This is a genomic window from Streptomyces sp. NPDC001927 (assembly GCF_053594455.1).
Map to the genome: position 1 here is coordinate 578224 of NZ_JBSFEN010000002.1, position 17551 is coordinate 595774.

15 protein-coding genes are annotated in these 17551 nt (G+C 71.1%); 4 read left to right on the forward strand and 11 right to left on the reverse strand.

The annotated features are described in order from the left end of the window. Positions 1-106: 106 nt before the first annotated feature. Positions 107-1420 carry a diacylglycerol/lipid kinase family protein gene (locus ACWCO8_RS07075; protein ID WP_451031327.1) on the reverse strand — a complete coding sequence of 438 codons (1314 nt, stop codon included), beginning with the start codon at positions 1418-1420 and terminating at the stop codon, positions 107-109. Positions 1421-1611: 191 nt separating this feature from the next. Between ACWCO8_RS07075 and ACWCO8_RS07080 the strand changes: the two genes are divergently transcribed. Further along, on the forward strand, positions 1612-2892 hold the full coding sequence (locus tag ACWCO8_RS07080) for a cation:proton antiporter domain-containing protein (RefSeq protein WP_451031444.1): 1281 nt from the start codon (positions 1612-1614) through the stop codon (positions 2890-2892). Between the two features lie 15 nt (positions 2893-2907). Here ACWCO8_RS07080 and ACWCO8_RS07085 read toward each other — a convergent pair whose 3' ends face one another. The 10 genes from ACWCO8_RS07085 to ACWCO8_RS07130 all read right to left on the reverse strand — a co-directional run bounded on the left by ACWCO8_RS07085 (position 2908) and on the right by ACWCO8_RS07130 (position 11858). Next, positions 2908-3609 (reverse strand): DUF1345 domain-containing protein, encoded by a 702-nt coding sequence (locus tag ACWCO8_RS07085; protein ID WP_451031328.1) that lies wholly within the window; start codon positions 3607-3609, stop codon positions 2908-2910. Positions 3610-3718: 109 nt separating this feature from the next. Next, positions 3719-3862, reverse strand: a complete 144-nt coding sequence (locus ACWCO8_RS07090; protein WP_451031329.1) for a hypothetical protein — start codon at positions 3860-3862, stop codon at positions 3719-3721. Continuing rightward, a complete protein-coding gene (locus ACWCO8_RS07095; protein ID WP_451031330.1) occupies positions 3859-4245 on the reverse strand; it encodes a hypothetical protein in 387 nt (128 codons plus the stop codon). The genes ACWCO8_RS07090 and ACWCO8_RS07095 overlap by 4 nt, the downstream gene beginning before the upstream one ends. A gap of 51 nt (positions 4246-4296) precedes the next feature. Then, positions 4297-5895 (reverse strand): sodium:solute symporter family transporter, encoded by a 1599-nt coding sequence (locus ACWCO8_RS07100; RefSeq protein ID WP_451031331.1) that lies wholly within the window; start codon positions 5893-5895, stop codon positions 4297-4299. After that, entirely contained in the window at positions 5892-6119 is a 228-nt protein-coding gene (locus ACWCO8_RS07105; RefSeq protein ID WP_451031332.1) for a hypothetical protein, read from the reverse strand. Before ACWCO8_RS07105 ends, ACWCO8_RS07100 begins: the two co-directional genes overlap by 4 nt. 104 nt (positions 6120-6223) lie before the next feature. Continuing rightward, positions 6224-7570 (reverse strand): NADP-specific glutamate dehydrogenase, encoded by a 1347-nt coding sequence (gene gdhA, locus ACWCO8_RS07110; protein ID WP_451031333.1) that lies wholly within the window; start codon positions 7568-7570, stop codon positions 6224-6226. An 8-nt stretch (positions 7571-7578) separates the two neighbouring features. Beyond that, positions 7579-8907: an NAD(P)/FAD-dependent oxidoreductase gene (locus tag ACWCO8_RS07115; protein WP_451031334.1), complete on the reverse strand. Its 1329-nt coding sequence runs from the start codon at positions 8905-8907 to the stop codon at positions 7579-7581. A 1-nt stretch (position 8908) separates the two neighbouring features. After that, positions 8909-9826 (reverse strand): NAD(P)-dependent oxidoreductase, encoded by a 918-nt coding sequence (locus tag ACWCO8_RS07120; protein WP_451031335.1) that lies wholly within the window; start codon positions 9824-9826, stop codon positions 8909-8911. 133 nt (positions 9827-9959) lie between these two features. Then, the gene (locus tag ACWCO8_RS07125) at positions 9960-10847 is read right to left on the reverse strand and encodes a crotonase/enoyl-CoA hydratase family protein (RefSeq protein WP_451031336.1); all 888 of its coding nucleotides are present in this window, start codon (positions 10845-10847) and stop codon (positions 9960-9962) included. A gap of 36 nt (positions 10848-10883) precedes the next feature. Continuing rightward, entirely contained in the window at positions 10884-11858 is a 975-nt protein-coding gene (locus ACWCO8_RS07130) for an NAD(P)H-dependent flavin oxidoreductase (RefSeq protein WP_451031337.1), read from the reverse strand. 277 nt (positions 11859-12135) lie between these two features. Here ACWCO8_RS07130 and ACWCO8_RS07135 point away from each other — a divergent pair, with 277 nt between their 5' ends. From ACWCO8_RS07135 to ACWCO8_RS07145, 3 genes are all read left to right on the forward strand, one after another. Beyond that, on the forward strand, positions 12136-14370 hold the full coding sequence (locus ACWCO8_RS07135) for an ATP-binding SpoIIE family protein phosphatase (protein WP_451031338.1): 2235 nt from the start codon (positions 12136-12138) through the stop codon (positions 14368-14370). A gap of 233 nt (positions 14371-14603) precedes the next feature. After that, positions 14604-15854, forward strand: a complete 1251-nt coding sequence (locus tag ACWCO8_RS07140; protein ID WP_451031339.1) for a saccharopine dehydrogenase family protein — start codon at positions 14604-14606, stop codon at positions 15852-15854. 197 nt (positions 15855-16051) lie between these two features. Next, positions 16052-17527, forward strand: coding sequence for a class I adenylate-forming enzyme family protein (locus tag ACWCO8_RS07145; protein ID WP_451031340.1), 1476 nt, complete (start codon positions 16052-16054; stop codon positions 17525-17527). Positions 17528-17551: the final 24 nt, after the last annotated feature.

Here is a 17551-nt window from a genome sequence, read left to right on the forward strand (position 1 = left end):
GACGACAGAATTTGGACCTGCGACCCCTTGACCCTCAGCGCCTCTCCACCGCCGGGCGGGTCTGCACCCGACTTGCCATTCATTTCGAACACGGATTGAGATCGCGTCAGGGTCGACCGAAGGCAAGGTCGATGACTTTCCGCCAGTCCACCCGTGGCGAGGCCGCAGGGACGCCAGGCCGGTCACGCGGCACGAGGACCCGCAGCACACCCGGCCGCAGGGAGCACACGACGGGGGTCGCCATCCGCAACGCCTCACCGTCCACCGCCACCGGGATGTCCACCGCGCCGGAGGTAACCTCGACTCGCCGCGCCGTCAGGACCGTCAGAGCGGGCGAGTCGGAACCCCGCACGGCCAGGTCCGCGGCCTCCGCCGCCCCCTCCACCCGGATCGCCAGGACGCCCAGCTCGCCGTCGTGGAGGCTGGGCCGGCGAGCGCCGCTGCTCAGCTCGTCGGGTGACTCGTACGCGTTGTTGCTGACCAACAGTGCCTGCTGGGCGGAGAGCGCTGTGCCGTCGATCCGCGCGTCGAGCCGTCGCACACCGTCGCCGACGAGCAGGTCCGGCATGAGCGCCAAAGCCGTGCCCGCCTTGTCGTCGCGGTACTCGGGGCGCTGCACGACGTCGGCGTACACCCCGAAGGACACGGTGTTGACGAAGGGCCGCCCACCGACGTCGCCGAGGTCGATCCGGAGCTCCTCGCCGTAAGTCAGCGCGTCGAGGCAGCGCGTCGGGTCGGACCGGTCGAGGCCGAGGTCCATGGCGAAGTGGTTGCGAGTGCCGGCCGAGATGACGAGGAACGGCAGACCGTGCTCGGCAGCAACAGCCGCCACCAGCGCCTGGGTGCCGTCGCCGCCGGCTACGCCGAGCAGGTCGGCGCCGTCGGCCACCGCTTCGCGGGCCAGCGCGGCCACGTCGGCCGGGGCCGCGGGGTCGAGCACCGTCACCCGGGCGCCCAGTGCCTCCGCCCGGTCGACGAGGCCGAAGCGGCCGACCTTCCCGCCGCCCGACTTCGGGTTCATGATGAGGAACGGTCGCTTCGGCCGACGCGCGACGACCGGTCGCTTGAGCCGTTCGGGCTGCGCCCTGCGCAGGGCGGCCCGGGCGCAGGCCAGCGCCGCGCCCCAGCACAGGATCAACACCAGGGCCGTACGCCACAGGCCGTCGTACGAGTAGAGCACCAGGACCCCGACCGGCGCCGCAAGCGCGACGACCGCTCCGATCAGGCGCGGCAGACCCCGGTGGGCGAGGAACCACCACACACCCGCCGCGCCGAGGACCAGCCCGAGCAGGCCGGCCCCAAGGACTTCAAGGCCGCCCTCCCCCACCGAGAGGACCAGCACGACCAGGGAACCGACCGCCGCGAGCACGGCCAGCCGCGCCAGCAGTCTTGCCCCCGCACCCCCGCCGGGGCTTGTCATCCTTGACCTCCCATGCTCCCGCCACGTCGGTACACCACACACTGCGCCTCCTCTGGTCTGTCGGCATCCCGGTCAACCCCTCACGCCGCGCCGTACTGATCAACGGTGACGACCGGCTCCGCGCCATCGGCAGGGCGGATGCCGCACTCGGAGTGTCCGAAGCCGATGGCCACCCCCTCACAGGCGAGGATGTGACCGTCGGCTTCGGTTGTTCCCCGTCCCCGCTCTCGTCCCTGCGAGTCGCCTTGATCGCTCTCCTCGTTCTGCTGTCCCTGCTGTTCCTTTGGACAGTCGTGTCCGACCGGCTGGCGCGGTGGAGCATCACCGCCCCGATCACCTTCGCCGCGGCCGGTATCCTCCTCAGCGGCCTCGACGACCCCGTCGTACCGATCGACATGGACACCCACACTTTCCAGCGAGCCATCGAACTCGTCCTTGCGGTCATGCTGTTCACGGACGCCACCGAGACGCGGGAGTACGTTCGGCTGCGCGGACCGGTCGGTGAGGGACGGCTCCTGGGAATCGCCCTGCTGGCCTCCCTCGTGCTCGCCACGCTGGCGGGCGCCCTGGTCTTCCCAGGAACAAGCTGGTGGCTGCTCGCGGTCGCGGCGCTCGTCGTCATGCCCATGGACCTCGCCCCGGTCCTGATGATCCTGCGCGACCAGCGCGTGCCCCTGCGGGTGCGGGCCGCGCTCAACATCGAGGGCGGCTTCAACGACGGTCTGATCTCCCCGCTCTTCGTCTTCTGCGTCGCCAACCTGGTCTCCGCCGAGGGCGAGACCTTCGGCGACCTCCTCCTCAATGCCCTCAAGGGCGCGGTGTACGCCGTCGTCGTCGGCAGCGTCGTCGGGTACCTGGCCTCCCAGGCGGTGCGCCGTGCGCTGCGGTCCGGCTGGGCCAAGCCGGCGAGCCTGCGCATGGCGGGTCTCGCCCTCCCCTTCATCACGTACGCGGCGTCCGTCCTCCTCGAGGGCAACGGCTTCGTCGCGGCCTTCGTGGCGGGCCTCTGGTACGCGAACACCGTCTCCGCGCTCGGCGGAGGCTCCCTAGACCTGGTGGAGGACGTCAGCCACCTACTGGCTCTGGCGGCCTGGTACGCGTTCGGCGCGCTGGCCGCGGAGGCGTTCGCCGACGGGATCGCGCTCCAGGTCCTCGCCTACGCGCTGCTCGTCCTGACGGTGGCTCGGTTCGTCCCGGTGGTCGCGTCGCTCACCGGCACCGACTTCACCCGTGCCGAGCGTGCCGCGATCGGCTGGCTCGGGCCACGCGGTGTCACCTCGATCGTCTTCGCGGTCCTCGCCTACACGCAGCTTCCGAGGGACGACTCGGACTTCGTGGTGAACGTGACCGCCGCGACGGTCCTCCTCAGCGTGCTCCTCCACGGGGTGACCGCCGAACCGGTCGCACGCTGGTTCGCCCGGCACCCACGCCCCGAAGAGGTGGTGCCACCGCCGGGTCCTCCCGCTCGGTGAGCGCCGTCAGGCGCATCACGCGGTCGTGTTCAGGGCGGAGACGACGCTGGCCACCGTGATCGTGTTGAAGACGAACGCGATGACGGAATTGGCCGACACGGTCCGGCGCATCTCCCGCGACAGCACCGTGACATCGGTCGTCCCGAACGTCGTCATGACCGACAAGGCGAAGTACACGTAGTCGCCCCAGAGGGGTTCTTCGCTGCCGGGAAACTCCAGTGCCTGCTCGTCCTCGACGAGGTCGTCCGCGTGGAAGGCCACCGCGAATGCCACGACCACACAGATCCAGGCGAGCACCACCAGGACGAGAGCCACCACCCCACGGGCCACCGTGGACAGCGCCGAGTCGATGTGCCCCGGGAACCACACCACCGCCACGACGAACGCGCCGGCCGCAATGAAGAGGGAGACCCCGGGCCCGGGCGCCGTGCCGAGGACGTACCGCTGGAGCAATGTCCCGCGCTCGGAGCGCCGGGCCCAGCCGCGTACCCGCTCCGGGGAGGCGGTCGAGAAGGCGACCGAGGTGAGCATGAGATATGGCAGCAGATAGGCCACCAGCACCAGCACACCCACATCGGCAGCCGACATCCTCGTCCAGCTCCCGTCGACGCCCACGAGGAGACCCGCCGTAGCGACCGCGATCGCGGCACTCACCGCCGACCGCCGCCGCTCGGAGAGCCACCGGTTCCCGGCGCGGCGAGGAGCACGTTCCTGCACGGGCGATCTCCTTGGAACGATCAGCTACCGACCGGGGAGAAGCTACGGCATCCCAGTCCTCCCACCCGGGATGACAACGCGCGGCGCCGCGGTTCGTCCGCCCCCGCGGTCACTCCTGTGCGTGCGCGCTCAGCAGGCCCACCAAGTTCAGGAATGCGTACGCGCCGAGAACGTAGAAGAAGACTCGCCATGCGACGCCCCTCACCTTCCACCTCTCGGTCACCCGATCCGTGCGGTCATCCTCGCTGTTCACGACGGCTCCCTTCCAGATTTGACAGTCCCTCGCCGGAAAAGCTTAAACTCGAAGTCGATTCGATATCCAATCGAGGTGTCCTCGAGTGACAAGAGCGCGCCGTCGGGAGCGATCGTGATGAGCACTGAAGCCTGTGGCACCACTTCACACGTCCCCCTTGAGGGGTACTCCCACAGAACGCGGACATGGCGGAAGGCGAGCTGGAACCGGGTTCTCCGTGAAGCGGGCGTCGGAACGGTGATCATGCTCGTACCCGTCCTGCTCCTTGGGTTCTTCATCTCCTGGACGATCGGCGTCGCCATCATCGGGATGACGGCGGCAACGGCCACACTCGCCTCGGTCTTCTTCGCCCTCAGGGGGCATAGGCCCGGGTGCTCTGCCAAGAAGGGCATCGTCCTGGCCCTGGGATGGTGGGAGCGGGTCTGAAGCACCCGTCAAACCTTCGCGCGCGCCCGTGGCGAGCGGCGCCCGCCCTCCGCCGGCGACTTCCTGGTGCCGAGCCATCCGAGAAGGAAGGCGGCCGGGACCGAGACCAGTCCGGGGCTGTGGAACGGGTACCAGTCGAAGGCCAGGTCCGGCCACAGCGCGTACTCGGTCCCGGAGACGATCGGGGAGAAGAAGGTGAGGACGGTGCAGAGCGTCAGTCCCCCGTACACGGCCCACACCAGTCCCCGGTGGTTGAACGCCGGCCAGAAGAAGGAATAGACGAGTACCGGGAAGACGCAGGTCGCCGCGACTCCCAGCGAGAAGGCCACCAGGAATTCGACGGGATAGCGGTGGACGGACGCCGACAGCGTCACCCCGCCCACGCACAGGATGGCGACGGCGGTACGAAGGGTCCACACCTGTCCCGTCTCGGTGAGGGGGCGCTTGGTGCGGGCGAGGACATCGTGGGTGAGGGAGACCGCGGCGGTGAAGGTCACGCTGGTCACGGTCGTCAGCACGGCGAGGAAGGCGACACAGGCCACGACGGTGATGAGGGCCACCCGTGCCGTCGAGCCGTGATCGAGGATGCCGGAGGCGAGCAGGATCGGGGCCGCCTGGCCGTTCGCGTCGACCGCTCCGATCGTCTCGCCGCCGACCACGGCCGCCGCCGCGAACCCTGTCGTGATCAGAAGGAGGTAGAAGGCCCCCGTCAGCCCCACGGCGATGCTCGTGGACCGGCGGGCGGACTGGCCGTCGCGTGAGGCGGCAATACGGAGGATCAGGTGCGGCATCATCGCCATGCCCAGGATCACGACAATGTGGTCACTGATCGTGTTCAGCGGACCGAGGCCCGCCGTGTGCACCCAGAGCCCCCGGCTGAGGTACCCGTCCGGAGCCGCGCTCCGCTCCACCGCGGCCGAGAACAGATCGGCCGGGCTCCACGAGAACTCGCGCAGGGCGAGCAGGGTGACCACCGCGAGCGTCACCAGCGTGACGGGCACCTTGACGACCTGGACGAAGCTGGTGCCCCTCAGGTCGGCCACCGCGGCGAAGCAGGCGACGAGGCAGCCCATCAGGATCGTGCAGGCCACCTGGGCGGTGTCGCTCGACATGCCGATCAACAGCGCCGCGCTGATCCCGGCGGCCCGCAGCTGGACGACAAGCAGCGGAACCGCGATGACGAGGGTCACCACGGCCGCAGCGGTGCGCGGCCCCTGGCCCGACGCCCGCAGGGAGAAGAGACCACCGAGCGTGTAGTGACCGCTGTCGCGGATCTTGCGGGCGAGCAGGAGCAGGACGCCGAGCGCGATGACGCTGTCGACGGCGGACGCGAATCCGTCGTAGCCGAAGAGAGCGATGGCGCCCGACGCCGTGAACAAGGTGACGACGGTGATGTACTCGCCCGCCAGGGCGAAACCGTTGAAGACCGGTGAGAGGGAGCGGTCGGCGGTGTAGAGCCTGTCCGGACGTTCGTCCGGACTCGCGAGGGTGAAGACCCACAGCAGGCACAGGCAGATGAAGATCAGGAAGGCGCTGATCACGGGGCCCCGGGCGGCCGAGCCGACCGGATCGAGTACGCCCGAGCTCAAGAGGAACGAAGTCGTCACCGGCCGGCCGTCCCCGCCTCGTACCACCACACGCTGCCGAGGAAGACGCACAGTTGGAGCGTGGCCCATACGACGCCGAGGGTGAGTCGTCCGTACACCTGGACTCCGGTGAGCGCCGTGGAGCAGGACAACACGATGCCGACGCCGAGAGGCACCGCGTTGACGGTCAGGAAAGTCCGCCGGACGTGCCGGCCGGCCGGAGCCGGGACGGAAGGGGAGCGCACGAAACCTCCGAGGAGTGAGGGGGAGGGAGGAGGGAGGGAGTGACGGCTAGGGGTGGAGTGACGGCGAGGTTGGAGTGACCTCGAGCGTCGGCGCATGCCTGGCGCTAGACGACGCCCTGCGCCGTCATCGCCCGCGCCACCCGCAGGAAGCCCGCCACGTTGGCGCCGAGCACGTAGTCCTCGGCGTTGCCGCCGTACATCTCGGCGGTGGCGCGGCACTGGGTGTGGACGTCGCGCATGACCTCGGCGAGCCGGGACTCGGTCTGCTCGAAGGTCCAGCTGTCGCGGGCCGCGTTCTGCCGCATCTCGAGCGCCGAGGTCGCCACGCCGCCCGCGTTGGCGGCCTTACCCGGTCCGAAGAGGACCCCCGCCTCGCGGAACACCGCGACCGCGTCGGGGGTGCACGGCATGTTCGCGCCCTCCGCGACGGCGAGCACCCCGTTCTTGACCAGGGCCACGGCGTCGTCGCGGCCCAGCTCGTTCTGCGTCGCGCAGGGCAGGGCGATGTCACAGGGCACGTCGTAGACCGTGCCGCGGGCAGTGAAGCGCGCGGTCGGCTTCGCCTCCGCGTAGGCGGAGATCCGGGCGCGCCGCACCTCCTTGACGTCCTTCAGCAGTTGCAGGTCGATGCCATCCTCGTCGACGAGGTACCCGGAGGAGTCGCTGCACGCCACCACGCGCCCGCCGAGCGCGCGGACCTTCTCCGCCGCGTACACGGCCACGTTCCCCGATCCGGAGACCACCACCCGGCGGCCGTCGAAGCCGTGGCCGCGCGTGGCGAGCATCTCCTGGGCGAAGTACACCGCTCCGTAGCCGGTGGCCTCGGTGCGGACGTGGGAGCCGCCCCAGCCGACCGCCTTGCCCGTGAGGACACCGGCTTCGTAGCGGTTGGTGATCCGCTTGTACTGGCCGAAGAGGTAGCCGATCTCTCGCCCGCCCACGCCGATGTCCCCGGCGGGTACGTCGGTGTGCTCGCCCACGTGGCGGTGGAGTTCGGTCATGAAGGACTGACAGAAGCGCATGATCTCGCCGTCCGAGCGCCCCTTCGGGTCGAAGTCCGCGCCGCCCTTGCCGCCGCCGATCCCCATCCCCGTCAGCGCGTTCTTGAAGATCTGCTCGAAGCCGAGGAACTTCACGATGCCGAGGTTCACGCTCGGGTGGAAGCGCAGGCCACCCTTGTACGGGCCGAGGGCGCTACTGAACTCCACCCGGAAGCCGCGGTTGACGCGTACGGCGCCCTCGTCGTCGACCCAGGGGATCCGGAAGATCAGCTGCCGCTCGGGCTCGCACAGTCGCTCCAGGATCCCGGTCTCCGCGTACTCGGGGTGCCGGTCGAGCGCGGGAGCGAGGGAGTCCAGCACTTCCGCCGCCGCCTGGTGGAACTCCGCCTCCCCCGGGTTGCGCCGGCGAACCTCCGCGTACACGGCCTCGATGCGGGCGTGGACGTTCATGGTGGGTCTCACTTTCCTGGTCCGGCGGGGCCGGTGCCGTTGAGGCGGTCCGCCAGCCGGTCGACCGCCCAGACCGCGCGGAGTGCCGGGGCGTTGAAGACGGGGGAAGGCAGGAAACTCGACCGTTCGCGCCATACGGCGGCGAGGTCCTCGTGAAGCTCGTCCCCGGCGAGCCGGTCGGCGAGCAGTGTGCCGAGGTAGGGCGCCTGGGCAAGGCCGTGGCCGTTGCAGCCGATCACGTAATGGACGTTCCTGGCGGCCTCTCCGGCCACCGGGAGCCACGACGGCGTCAGCGCGACCCAACCGCCCCACGCCCGTCGCGGTGCGATGTCCCGCAGGGAGGGGAAGCGGGCGTGGAAGCCGCGGGCGAGGTCCGTCACGACCGCGGTGTCCGGCTCGCGCTCGCGCACGGCTCCCCGCCCCAACTGCAGCCGGCGCACGCCGAACATGACCGTGCCGCGCGGGGTGGGACGGTAGTTCTCCATCAGGTTGTGCTGGGTGGCGATGCCGGCCCCGCTCGTCCAGCCGGTCGCCTCAAGGCGTCCGGGCTCGATCGTTTCGGTCTCGACGAGGCTGACGAAGACGGGTGCCGCCAGTCGGCTCGGCGCAGCCGCGAGTGCTCGGGAGTAGGCGTTGGTGGCGAGCACGACCCGCTCGGCACGGACGTGCCCTCCCGCCGTACGGACGACGACGTGCGCGCCCTGGTGGTCCACGGCCTGGACGGGGGTACCTTCGAACACCCTGGCGCCGGACCGAAGGAGCGCCCCGCGGATGCCGAACGCGAACCGTCCGGGGTTGAGCAGCCCGCCGGCGCGCTCGTGGACACCGCCCAGGAACGCATCGGGGAGACCGAGGTCGCGGGCGTCTCCGAACTCGGCGTCCGCACCTGCCTTCTTCAGGATCCGCGTCTTCCGCTTCGCCTTCCGGAGCTGCCCCTTGGACACGGCGGCGCCGATGTTGCCTGTCGGCCGGTACTCGCAGTCGGTGTCGAGCCGGCCCATCAGCTCCTCGGTGAAGCGGACGGCGCCCTCCGCCAGGTGGACGAGGCGTGGAAATCGGCGCGGGTAGAGCGCGCTCAGCATTTCGGGATCGCCCGCGGGCGCGGCCGTCAGCTGACCGGCGTTGCGCGAACTCGCCCCTCTGCCGCAGTACCCGGCCTCGAGCAGGACGACGTCCACACCGCGCTCGGCCAGCCGCAGGGCCGCCGCCATGCCGGCGTACCCGCCGCCGACGACGGCGATGTCGCAGTGGATCCCGCCCTGCAGGGCCGGCGTCGGATCGCTGGGCGGCTCCGCCCAGCCGGGACACGTCGAGTACGTGATGTCCGAAGGAGTCATCTCACACCTCCCCGACCACGCCTGCGGAGCCGACGACCTTGGTCTGGGCGGAGAATCCGAGTCCGCCGAGACCGGCCTCCTCGGCCAGCTCCAGGTTCTCGACGGCCGCCGCGAGCAGCCCGGCCCGCTGGCCGGCACCGCGCATGACCGCCAGACCGGCGCGGGCACCTTCGGCGTAGGTGGCGAGGGTCGCCCGATCCGTCGCGTGGTCGTCGCCGAGGATGGCCGCGATGGTCTCCTCGGTGGCGTCCTGGAGGCCGGCGAGGGCCACCAGGGTGCCTGCCCGCAGCACTTCGGGGTCCAGGCCCTTGCCGAGCACGTAGGTGGCCGCCTCCACATAGGAGGCGAGCGCGCTGACGTAGAACGCGCCGACGATCCCGACGTCCAGCAGGCCGGCCGCGCTCACCTGCTCGGAGACGTGGAGCGACGCGCCACCGAGGGTCCTGAGCGTCTGCTCGTGCTCGGACCAGGCGTCGGTCGAGCCGGAGAAGAGGATCATCGTGTCGTCCGAGCCGATGTCCTGGGGATAGCCGATGATGGACCCGTCGAGGTAGCGGCCGCCGCGCTCCACTGCCCAGTCCGCCATGCGCGCGGCCTCGTCCGGTGCGCCGCTCGCGACGTTCACCAGCGACGTCCCGTCCCAGATGGTGACCGGGTCGAGCGCCGTGAGCGTGGCCTCGTAGGTGGACATACAGGCGATGACCAGCCGGGAGGTGCCCACGGCGTCCTGGACGGACCGCACGGCGTCGATTCCGCCGACGCCCTCGCGGGCGAGTGCTTCGGCCCGCTCGGGGGTACGGTTCCACACCGCGACCGAGTAGCCGCTCTTGGCGAGGGTGCGCGCGAGGGCGGAGCCCATCAGGCCGCAGCCGATGACCGCGATGTCGTGGGCCTTCGCCCCAGTGTCGGACTCGGTCATGGTGACCTCCGTGTTCGCCAGGGACCGGGCGGTCCGCTGAATCGAGATTCGGGTTGGGGATCGGGGATCGGAGATTCGCGTCGCCCGGGTCACGGTTCGACCCACTGTGTGCCGACGCGTCGGCGCCGCACCGTCAGCCGTTCTCGGCAGCGGCGATCCACTCGTCGTAGAACGGCGGCATGCCGGAAGCCGGCCGTGTGAAGCGTGGGGCGCGCTTCTCGCGGAAGGCCGACACCCCCTCGGCTCCGTCGCCGACGCTGGAGTAGAACATCGCCAGGGAATCCACCCGATGTGCGTCCTGCGGGCGTTCCAGGTTCGCGTTGCGGACGGTCATCTGACGGGTCAGCGCGGTCGCCACGCGCGAGCGGCCCAGCGTCCAGCGGTCCGCCAGAGCGCGAGCCTCCACCAGGAGGCGGTCGGGGTCGTGGACCCCGTTCGCGAGGCCGATGGCCTCTGCGGCTTCCGCGTCGAGGATCTCGGCGGAGTACAGCAGGTCCAGTGCCCTGGCCATGCCGACGAGGCGGGGCAGGAACCAGGTCGAGGCGGCCTCCGGCGTGATGCCGAGCCGGCCGAAGACGAGGCCGAAGCGCGCGGTCGTCGACATCAGTCGCGCGTCCATCGCGAGCGTCATGGTCGCGCCGATCCCGACCGCGGGGCCGTTGATCGCGGCGATCACGGGCTTCCGGCAGGCGTGGACGGCCAGGGTGACCCGGCCTCCGGTGTCCCGGACCCGGCTGATGTCGGGACTGTTCAGGTCGCTCATGTCGGCGAGCGTGGGTGTGCGGGACTCGTCGAGCCCGAAGGCGTTGCCGTCCGAGCCGAGGTCCATGCCGGCACAGAACGCCTTGCCGGCGCCGGTGACGACGACGGCCCGCACGTCGTCGTTGTCGTTCACCTCGGTGAAGGTCCGCTCCAGTTCGCCCGCCATGGTCGGTGTGAAGGCGTTCAGGCGGTCCGGCCGGTCCAGGGTGACGGTGAGGACGCCGTCGTCGACGCGGTGGTGGAGGGTGGTCCAGGTCATGAGGGTCGCTCCTGGTTTCGTACGCGGGGGCAGGGTTCAGCGGCGGAGGTCGGCGAGCCGGCCGATGGTCTTCTCGGCGTCGGCCACGATGCCGCTGACGATCTCCTCGCAGGTGGCGACCGACTCGATGAGCCCCTGCGCCTGGCCGGCCCACCACAGGCCGTCGTCCATGTGGCCCTGTTCGAGCACGCGGGTGCGGCCCCGGACGCCGGAGGCCAGCGCGGCGACGTCCTCGAAGGCCGCGCCGGGGCGCTTCGAGCGGGCGACGATCTCCTCGGAGATCGCGTTGCGCGCGACCCGCCCGGTGTTCCCGAACTCCCGGAACACCAGCTGGGTGGCCCGCTCGTCGTTGGCGACGATCTGGTCCTTGACGTTCTGGTGCACCGGGGCCTCGGCACTGGCGACGAAGCGGGTGCCCATGTTCACGGCACAGGCCCCGAGCGCGAGGGCGGCGGCCAGACCGCTGCCGGTCGCGATCCCGCCGCTGGCGATGACCGGGATGTCCAGGCGTCGCACGGCGGCGGGGATGAGCACCAGGCCGGGGATGTCCTCCTCACCGGGGTGTCCGGCGCACTCGAAGCCGTCGATGCTGACCGCGTCGACGCCGAGGCCCTGCGCCTTGAGGGCGTGCCGGACGGCCACCGCCTTGTGGATCACCTTGACACCGGCGGCCTTGAAGTCCGCCACGTGCTCGGCGGGGTTGCTGCCCGCCGTCTCCACGACCCGTATGCCGCTCTCGATGATCGCCGCCCGGTACTCGGCGTAGGGCACCGGCCTGAGGGTCGGCAGGACGGTCAGGTTGACGCCGAAGGGCCGGTCGGTCATCTCGCGGCATCGCGCGATCTCCCGCGCCAGCGCCTCCGGGGTGGGCTGGGTCAGCGCCGTGAGAAACCCGAGCGCGCCGGCCTCGGCCACGGCGGAGACGAGTTCCGCGGTGCCGACGCCGGTCATGCCGCCGCAGACGATCGGGTGGTCCACTTCGAACAGTTCGGTGAAGGTGGTCGAAATCATGAGTGGGGGCCGGCCAGGGCCCTCTCCGTTCTTCCGCCGTCGCCGGACGCGAGTCACACGGCGACCTCGTGTCGCCGACGGCGTGGCGCGCCGAGAGCGAGATTCGATTTCGAATCGACTTCGAGTTTAGAGTCGCGGAGTGCCGAACTGTCAAGGTCCTGGCGAAGCCCCGCCCGCCCCCGATCGACCGACGCGCCCACCGCAGGCGGACTTACCGCCCGCGCGGCTCCTGCCGCCCGGACAGGCGGGCGACCTGGTCCTTGGATACGTTTCCTTCATGGAGAAGGACGTCTCCGCCTTCCTCAGCAGCCTGGCGCACGAACTGAGACCGCGCTCAGACCAGTGGGCCGCTCTCCTGATGGAGCGCACGCGCGGTGAGCTTCCCGAACTCTGGCAGCACGAGGACCTCGCCCAGCACGCGCTGAGCGAGACGGCCACCCACGTCACCGCCTTCCTCGACACCCTGGACCAGGGCCGCGACATCACCGAGGCTCAAGCGCCTCAGGCCTCCCTGGAACTCGCCCGCGGATTCGCCGAAGGCGGTGTACCGCTCAGCACCCTGCTCCGCGCCTACCGCCTCGGGCACGTCAACCTGCTCCGGCTGGTCCAGGAAGAGGCCATTCGGCTCACCGAGGACCAGCGACTGGTCAACGCCGCGACCCTCCGACTGATCGAGGCGGGTTTCGCGTACGTCGACCACAACTCGGAGCAGGTGGTCGCCGCCTATCAGGAGGTACGCGACCGGCGGGTCCAGCGCAGACTCATGCTCACCAACGAGGCGAGCAGGCGGATCGGGACCACCCTCGACATCCCGCGCACCGCAGAGGAGTTGGCGGAGGTGGGCACCGACGGCTTCGCCGACCTCGTCACCGTCGATCTCCTCGACTCCGTCCTCCAGGACGGTGAGCGGCACCCGCCGGCGGATACGCCGGTGCTGCGGCGCGTGGCTCAGCGGTCCGTCCTGGACGGCTGCCCCGACTCCCCCGTCGACACGGGCCGACGGCACGTCCACGCACCGGAGTCGGCGCCGACGGAGGTGCTGACCTCCGGGCGCCCCCTCCTGCTGCGACTCTCGGACGCCGACGCCCCGCCGTGGCTCGCGCCGCCCGGCCCGCCCCGTTTCGGTTTCCACTCGGTGCTGCTGCTGCCCCTGTACGCGAGGGGAACCCTTCTGGGCCTCGCCCAGTTCGCCCGTCATCGCACCCCCGCGCCGTTCGACGACGACGACCTTCTGCTGGCGCAGGAGATCACCGCCAGAGCGGCGGTGTACATCGACAACGCCCGCCGGTACACCCACGAGCGCACCACCGCACTCGCCCTGCAGCGCAGCCTGCTGCCCCAGCGCCCGGTGGAGCAGTCCGCCGTCGAGACCGCCGCCCGCTACCTCCCCAGTGGGTCACGGGCCGGAGTGGGCGGCGACTGGTACGACGTGATCCCCCTGTCCGGAGGCCGCGTCGCCCTCGTCGTGGGGGACGTGGTCGGCCGCGGACTGCACGCCGCCGCCACCATGGGCCGCCTGCGCACCGCCGTCCGCGCCTTCGCCGACATCGACCTGATGCCGGACGAATTGCTCACCCACCTCGACGACGTCGTCATCCGCCTCCAGAGGGAGGAGGCCGGCGAGGGCGGCGAGATCAGCGCCACCTGCCTGTACGCGGTCTACGACCCCGCGACCCGTCTCTGCTCCCTCGCCAGCGCCGGGCACGTACCGCCGGCCGTGGCGCCCCCGGCGGCCGACGCCGGGACGACCGGCCCCACGTCCGCCGACGCCGACGCCGGGACGACCGACGCCAGGACGACCGGAGTCGACACGACCGAAGCCCAGGACACGGAGGCGGCGTCGGCCGGCCTCCTGGATCTACCGATCGGCCCACCGCTCGGTCTCGGCGGCCTACCGTTCGAGACCGCCCAGTGGGAACTGCCCGAGGGCAGCCTGCTGGCCCTGTACACCGACGGCCTCGTCCAGAGCCGCACGCGCGATCTCGACGCCTCGCTGACGCTCCTGGGCGACACCCTCGCACGGGCGTCACGGTCCTCGGCCTCGCCGGACGAGGTCTGCGAACGGCTGCTGGCCACGATGCTCCCGGCCCGTCCCACCGACGACGTGGCCCTCCTGGTCGCCCGCACCCGCGCGCTCGACCCCGGCCACGTCGCCACGCTCGACCTCCCGTCCGACTTCGCCGCGGTCTCCGGAGCACGTCGCTTCGCCGCCGACACCCTGGGCGCGTGGGGTCTCGACGAGCTCTCCTTCACCACGGAACTCATCGTCAGCGAACTGGTGACCAACGCGATCCGCTACGGCAAGCCCCCCGTCCACCTGCGGCTCGTCCTCGACTCGGCCCTCACCTGCGAAGTGTTCGACGCCAACAGCACCGCGCCGCACATGCGCCGCGCCCGGACCTTCGACGAGGGCGGCCGCGGCCTGCTGCTCGTCGCCCAGTTCGCCGAGCGCTGGGGCACCCGGCACGGCCGCGAGGGCAAGACCATCTGGGCCGAGCAGGCCCTGCCGTAGCCCCACACGCCCCCGCCGGGCCGCGGGTATCGAGTCGGCCTCATCGAGGACAAGACCTTGACGGCACTTGACCGACAGCTAAACTCGAACTCGATTCGACATCGAATCTCGCGCCTTCGGCCTTCCGGCCGTCCGCGACACGGAGGTCGCCGCGCGCCCGGCGACGGCAACAGAACGGAGCGGGCCATGACCCACTGTTTTGACTTTGCGGTGCTCGAGGCCGGAGTCGTCGCATGACCGCGCGGAAGGTCGTGTTCATCGGCGCCGCGGGCGAGATGTGCAAGGTGGCCATCGAGCGCTTCGCACGGGCGGGGGGCGACTTCGAACTCACTCTGTGCGACATCCGGCCGGAGCTGCTGCGGCCGCTGGTGAAGAAGCTGCCGGCCGGCCGGGTCAAGGTCAGGCGGCTCGACCTCTACGACCGGGACGCCCTCTTCGAGGTGGTCGACGGCGCCGCCCTCGTCGTCCTGGGCGCCGGGCCCTACATCCGCACCTCAGAGCCGGTGATCACGGCCTGCATCGAGCTGAAGGTGCCGTACCTCGACTTCGACGACGACGTCGAGAGCACCCTGCACGCCCTGAGCCTCGCCGACAAGGCCCAGGAGGCGGGCATTCCGCTCTACATCGGCTGCGGCGCCTCACCGGGCATGAGCAATGTGATGGCCGTGGACGCCGCGAACGAGCTGGACGCCATCGAGGACATCGAGCTGTTCTGGACGGTCGGCGACGAGCGGCCGAACGTCGGCCGGGCGGTCATCCATCACCTCATGCACATCGCCGCCGGCGACTGTCTGACGTGGGAGAACGGCGGGCCGGTCACCCACGAGTCGTACGTGGAGACCGGTTCGGCGCCGATGGGCGGCAGCCTGGGCGAGACCCTGCTGTACGAGACGGCCCACCCGGAGCCCGTCACCCTCCCCCGCCGCTACCCCCAGGCACAGCGCATCCGCTGCCTCGGCGGCATGGATCCCGCGCCGGTCAACGGCCTCGTCAAGGGCCTCGGCCAGGCCATCCAGTCCGGCGACATGACCTCCGACGAGGCCGTCGACTTCATGATGGAGATCGTGAAGAGCCGCCCCGGCACCCTCACCGGCTGGCGTCACGCGCTGCGCGGCATGGCCGGCCAGGTGCGTCGCGGCGAGAGCGGCGCGGGCGAGATGCTCAAGTTCCTCGGGGCGTCGGCACTCCGCCGCCGCTACACCTGGCGCGGCGGCCTGCTCGCCCGCGTCACCGGCACCCGCGGCGGGCGCCCGGCGGTCGCCGTCCGACGCATCCCGGTCAGCGGACCGGGAACCTACCTCGGCGCCAGCATGGCCACGTTGACCGGGACCGCCTGCGCCGCGTTCATGGTCCTGGCGCTCGACGAGGCCGGGAAGCGCGCCGGTTCGTTCGCCCCGGAGGACTGGGCCGAGCCGGAGGCCTTCTACACCGCCCTGGAGCGCGTGGGGACACCGCGCCACGAGATCGTCGAGTCGGTGCGCTAGGGACGCTCCCGACTCGACCCCTGACCAGGGCATCGCCGCGACCGCGCACGTGGGAGGTCCGGGACCGGCGATGCCCTGGTCACCACCATCACCCCCGCGTGCGCCGCCCGCCACGCACTCGCTCTGGAGCCGCCGAGATGCCCCGCCCCATCACCCCAGTACCGCGTACGCGCAACCCCTTCCCTCAGGACGACCTGGTGAGGGACGTGAACGGTGTCCCCAGGTACCCGGACGCGCCCGCGACCCTGCTCGACGTGCTCCGTACACACGTCGAGATCCGCCCCGGCGCCGAAGCAGTCGTCGAACTCGGCGGCGACCGGCTCACGTACGCGCAGCTCTGGCGGCGCGCAAGCCGCGTGGCCGGGGGACTGCGCGCCCGCGGCGTGACAGCCGGCGACCGGGTCGCGGTGCGGTACCAGGCGGGCACGGACTGGGCCCTCGCCTTCTGGGGCACCGTCCTGGCCGGCGGCGTCGCCGTGGCGGTCAACACCCGTTCGGCGCCCCCGGAGGTGGAGTTCGTCCTGGCCGACGCGGGGGTGAAGGTCGACCTGCCGGACGGCTCACCGCTACCGGACGGGGATCCGTACGTCACCACGGATCTCGACACCGCCGACGTGGCCGCGCTCTTCTACACCTCGGGCACGACCGGGCGCCCCAAGGGCGTGCCGACCACGCACGAGGCGTTCGTGACGAACGCCGAGAACCTGATCCGCTGCCTCGGCATCCCCCCGGGCGCCGGCCCTGAGCTGCGGACCCTGATCTCGGTGCCGCTGTTCCATGTCACCGGCTGCAACGCGCAGTTCGTCGTCGCCGCCTGTCTCGGCGGCACATCGGTGATCATGCCCAGCCTTGATCTGCCGCGGCTCACGGCGGCGTTGACGGAGGAACGGATCTCCTTCCTCGTGACCGTGCCCGCGGTGTACTCCCTGCTGCTGCGGCACCCGGCCTTCGCCGGTGCCGACGTCTCCGGGGTCCGCTGGCTAGCGTACGGCGGCGCCCCGATCGCGCCGTCGCTCGTACGCTCACTGAAGGAGGCCTTCCCGGCGGCCACGGTGATCAACGGCTACGGCATGACGGAGACGGCGTCGCTCATCACCGTCCTGCCGGACCGGGACGCCGCCGAACACGCGGACTCCGTCGGCTACGCGGTCCCTTCGGTGGAGCTCGGCGTCGCCCCGATCGGCGACGATCCGTACACGGGCGAACTGGTAGTCCGTGGTGTCACCGTGACCACCGGCTACTGGCGCAGGCCCGAGGCCACGGCGGAGGCGATCGCCGAAGGATGGCTGCACACGGGAGACATCGTCCGGGTCGACGAGGCCGGGCGCGTCCACATCGTCGACCGGATCAAGGACATCATCAACCGCGGCGGCGAGAACATCTCCAGCGTGGAGGTCGAGGCGGTACTGCTCTCCGCGCCCGGAGTCGCCGACGCCGCCGTCCTCGCCGTGCCCGACGACGTCATGGGCGAGAAGGTCGGAGCCGTCCTCTTCGCCGACGGGCCGGAGATCGACGTCGCCGCGGTGATCGCGCACTGCCGTGGCAGGCTCGCCGACTTCAAGGTTCCGCAGTACGCCACGGTCGTCACCGAGGCGCTGCCGCGCAACGCCGGAGGAAAGCTCCTCAAGAACCGCCTGCGCGACCAGGTGCGGTGGGGCGTCCCGCTGCGCTAGCCGTCGGCCGGCCACCCTCGCGCG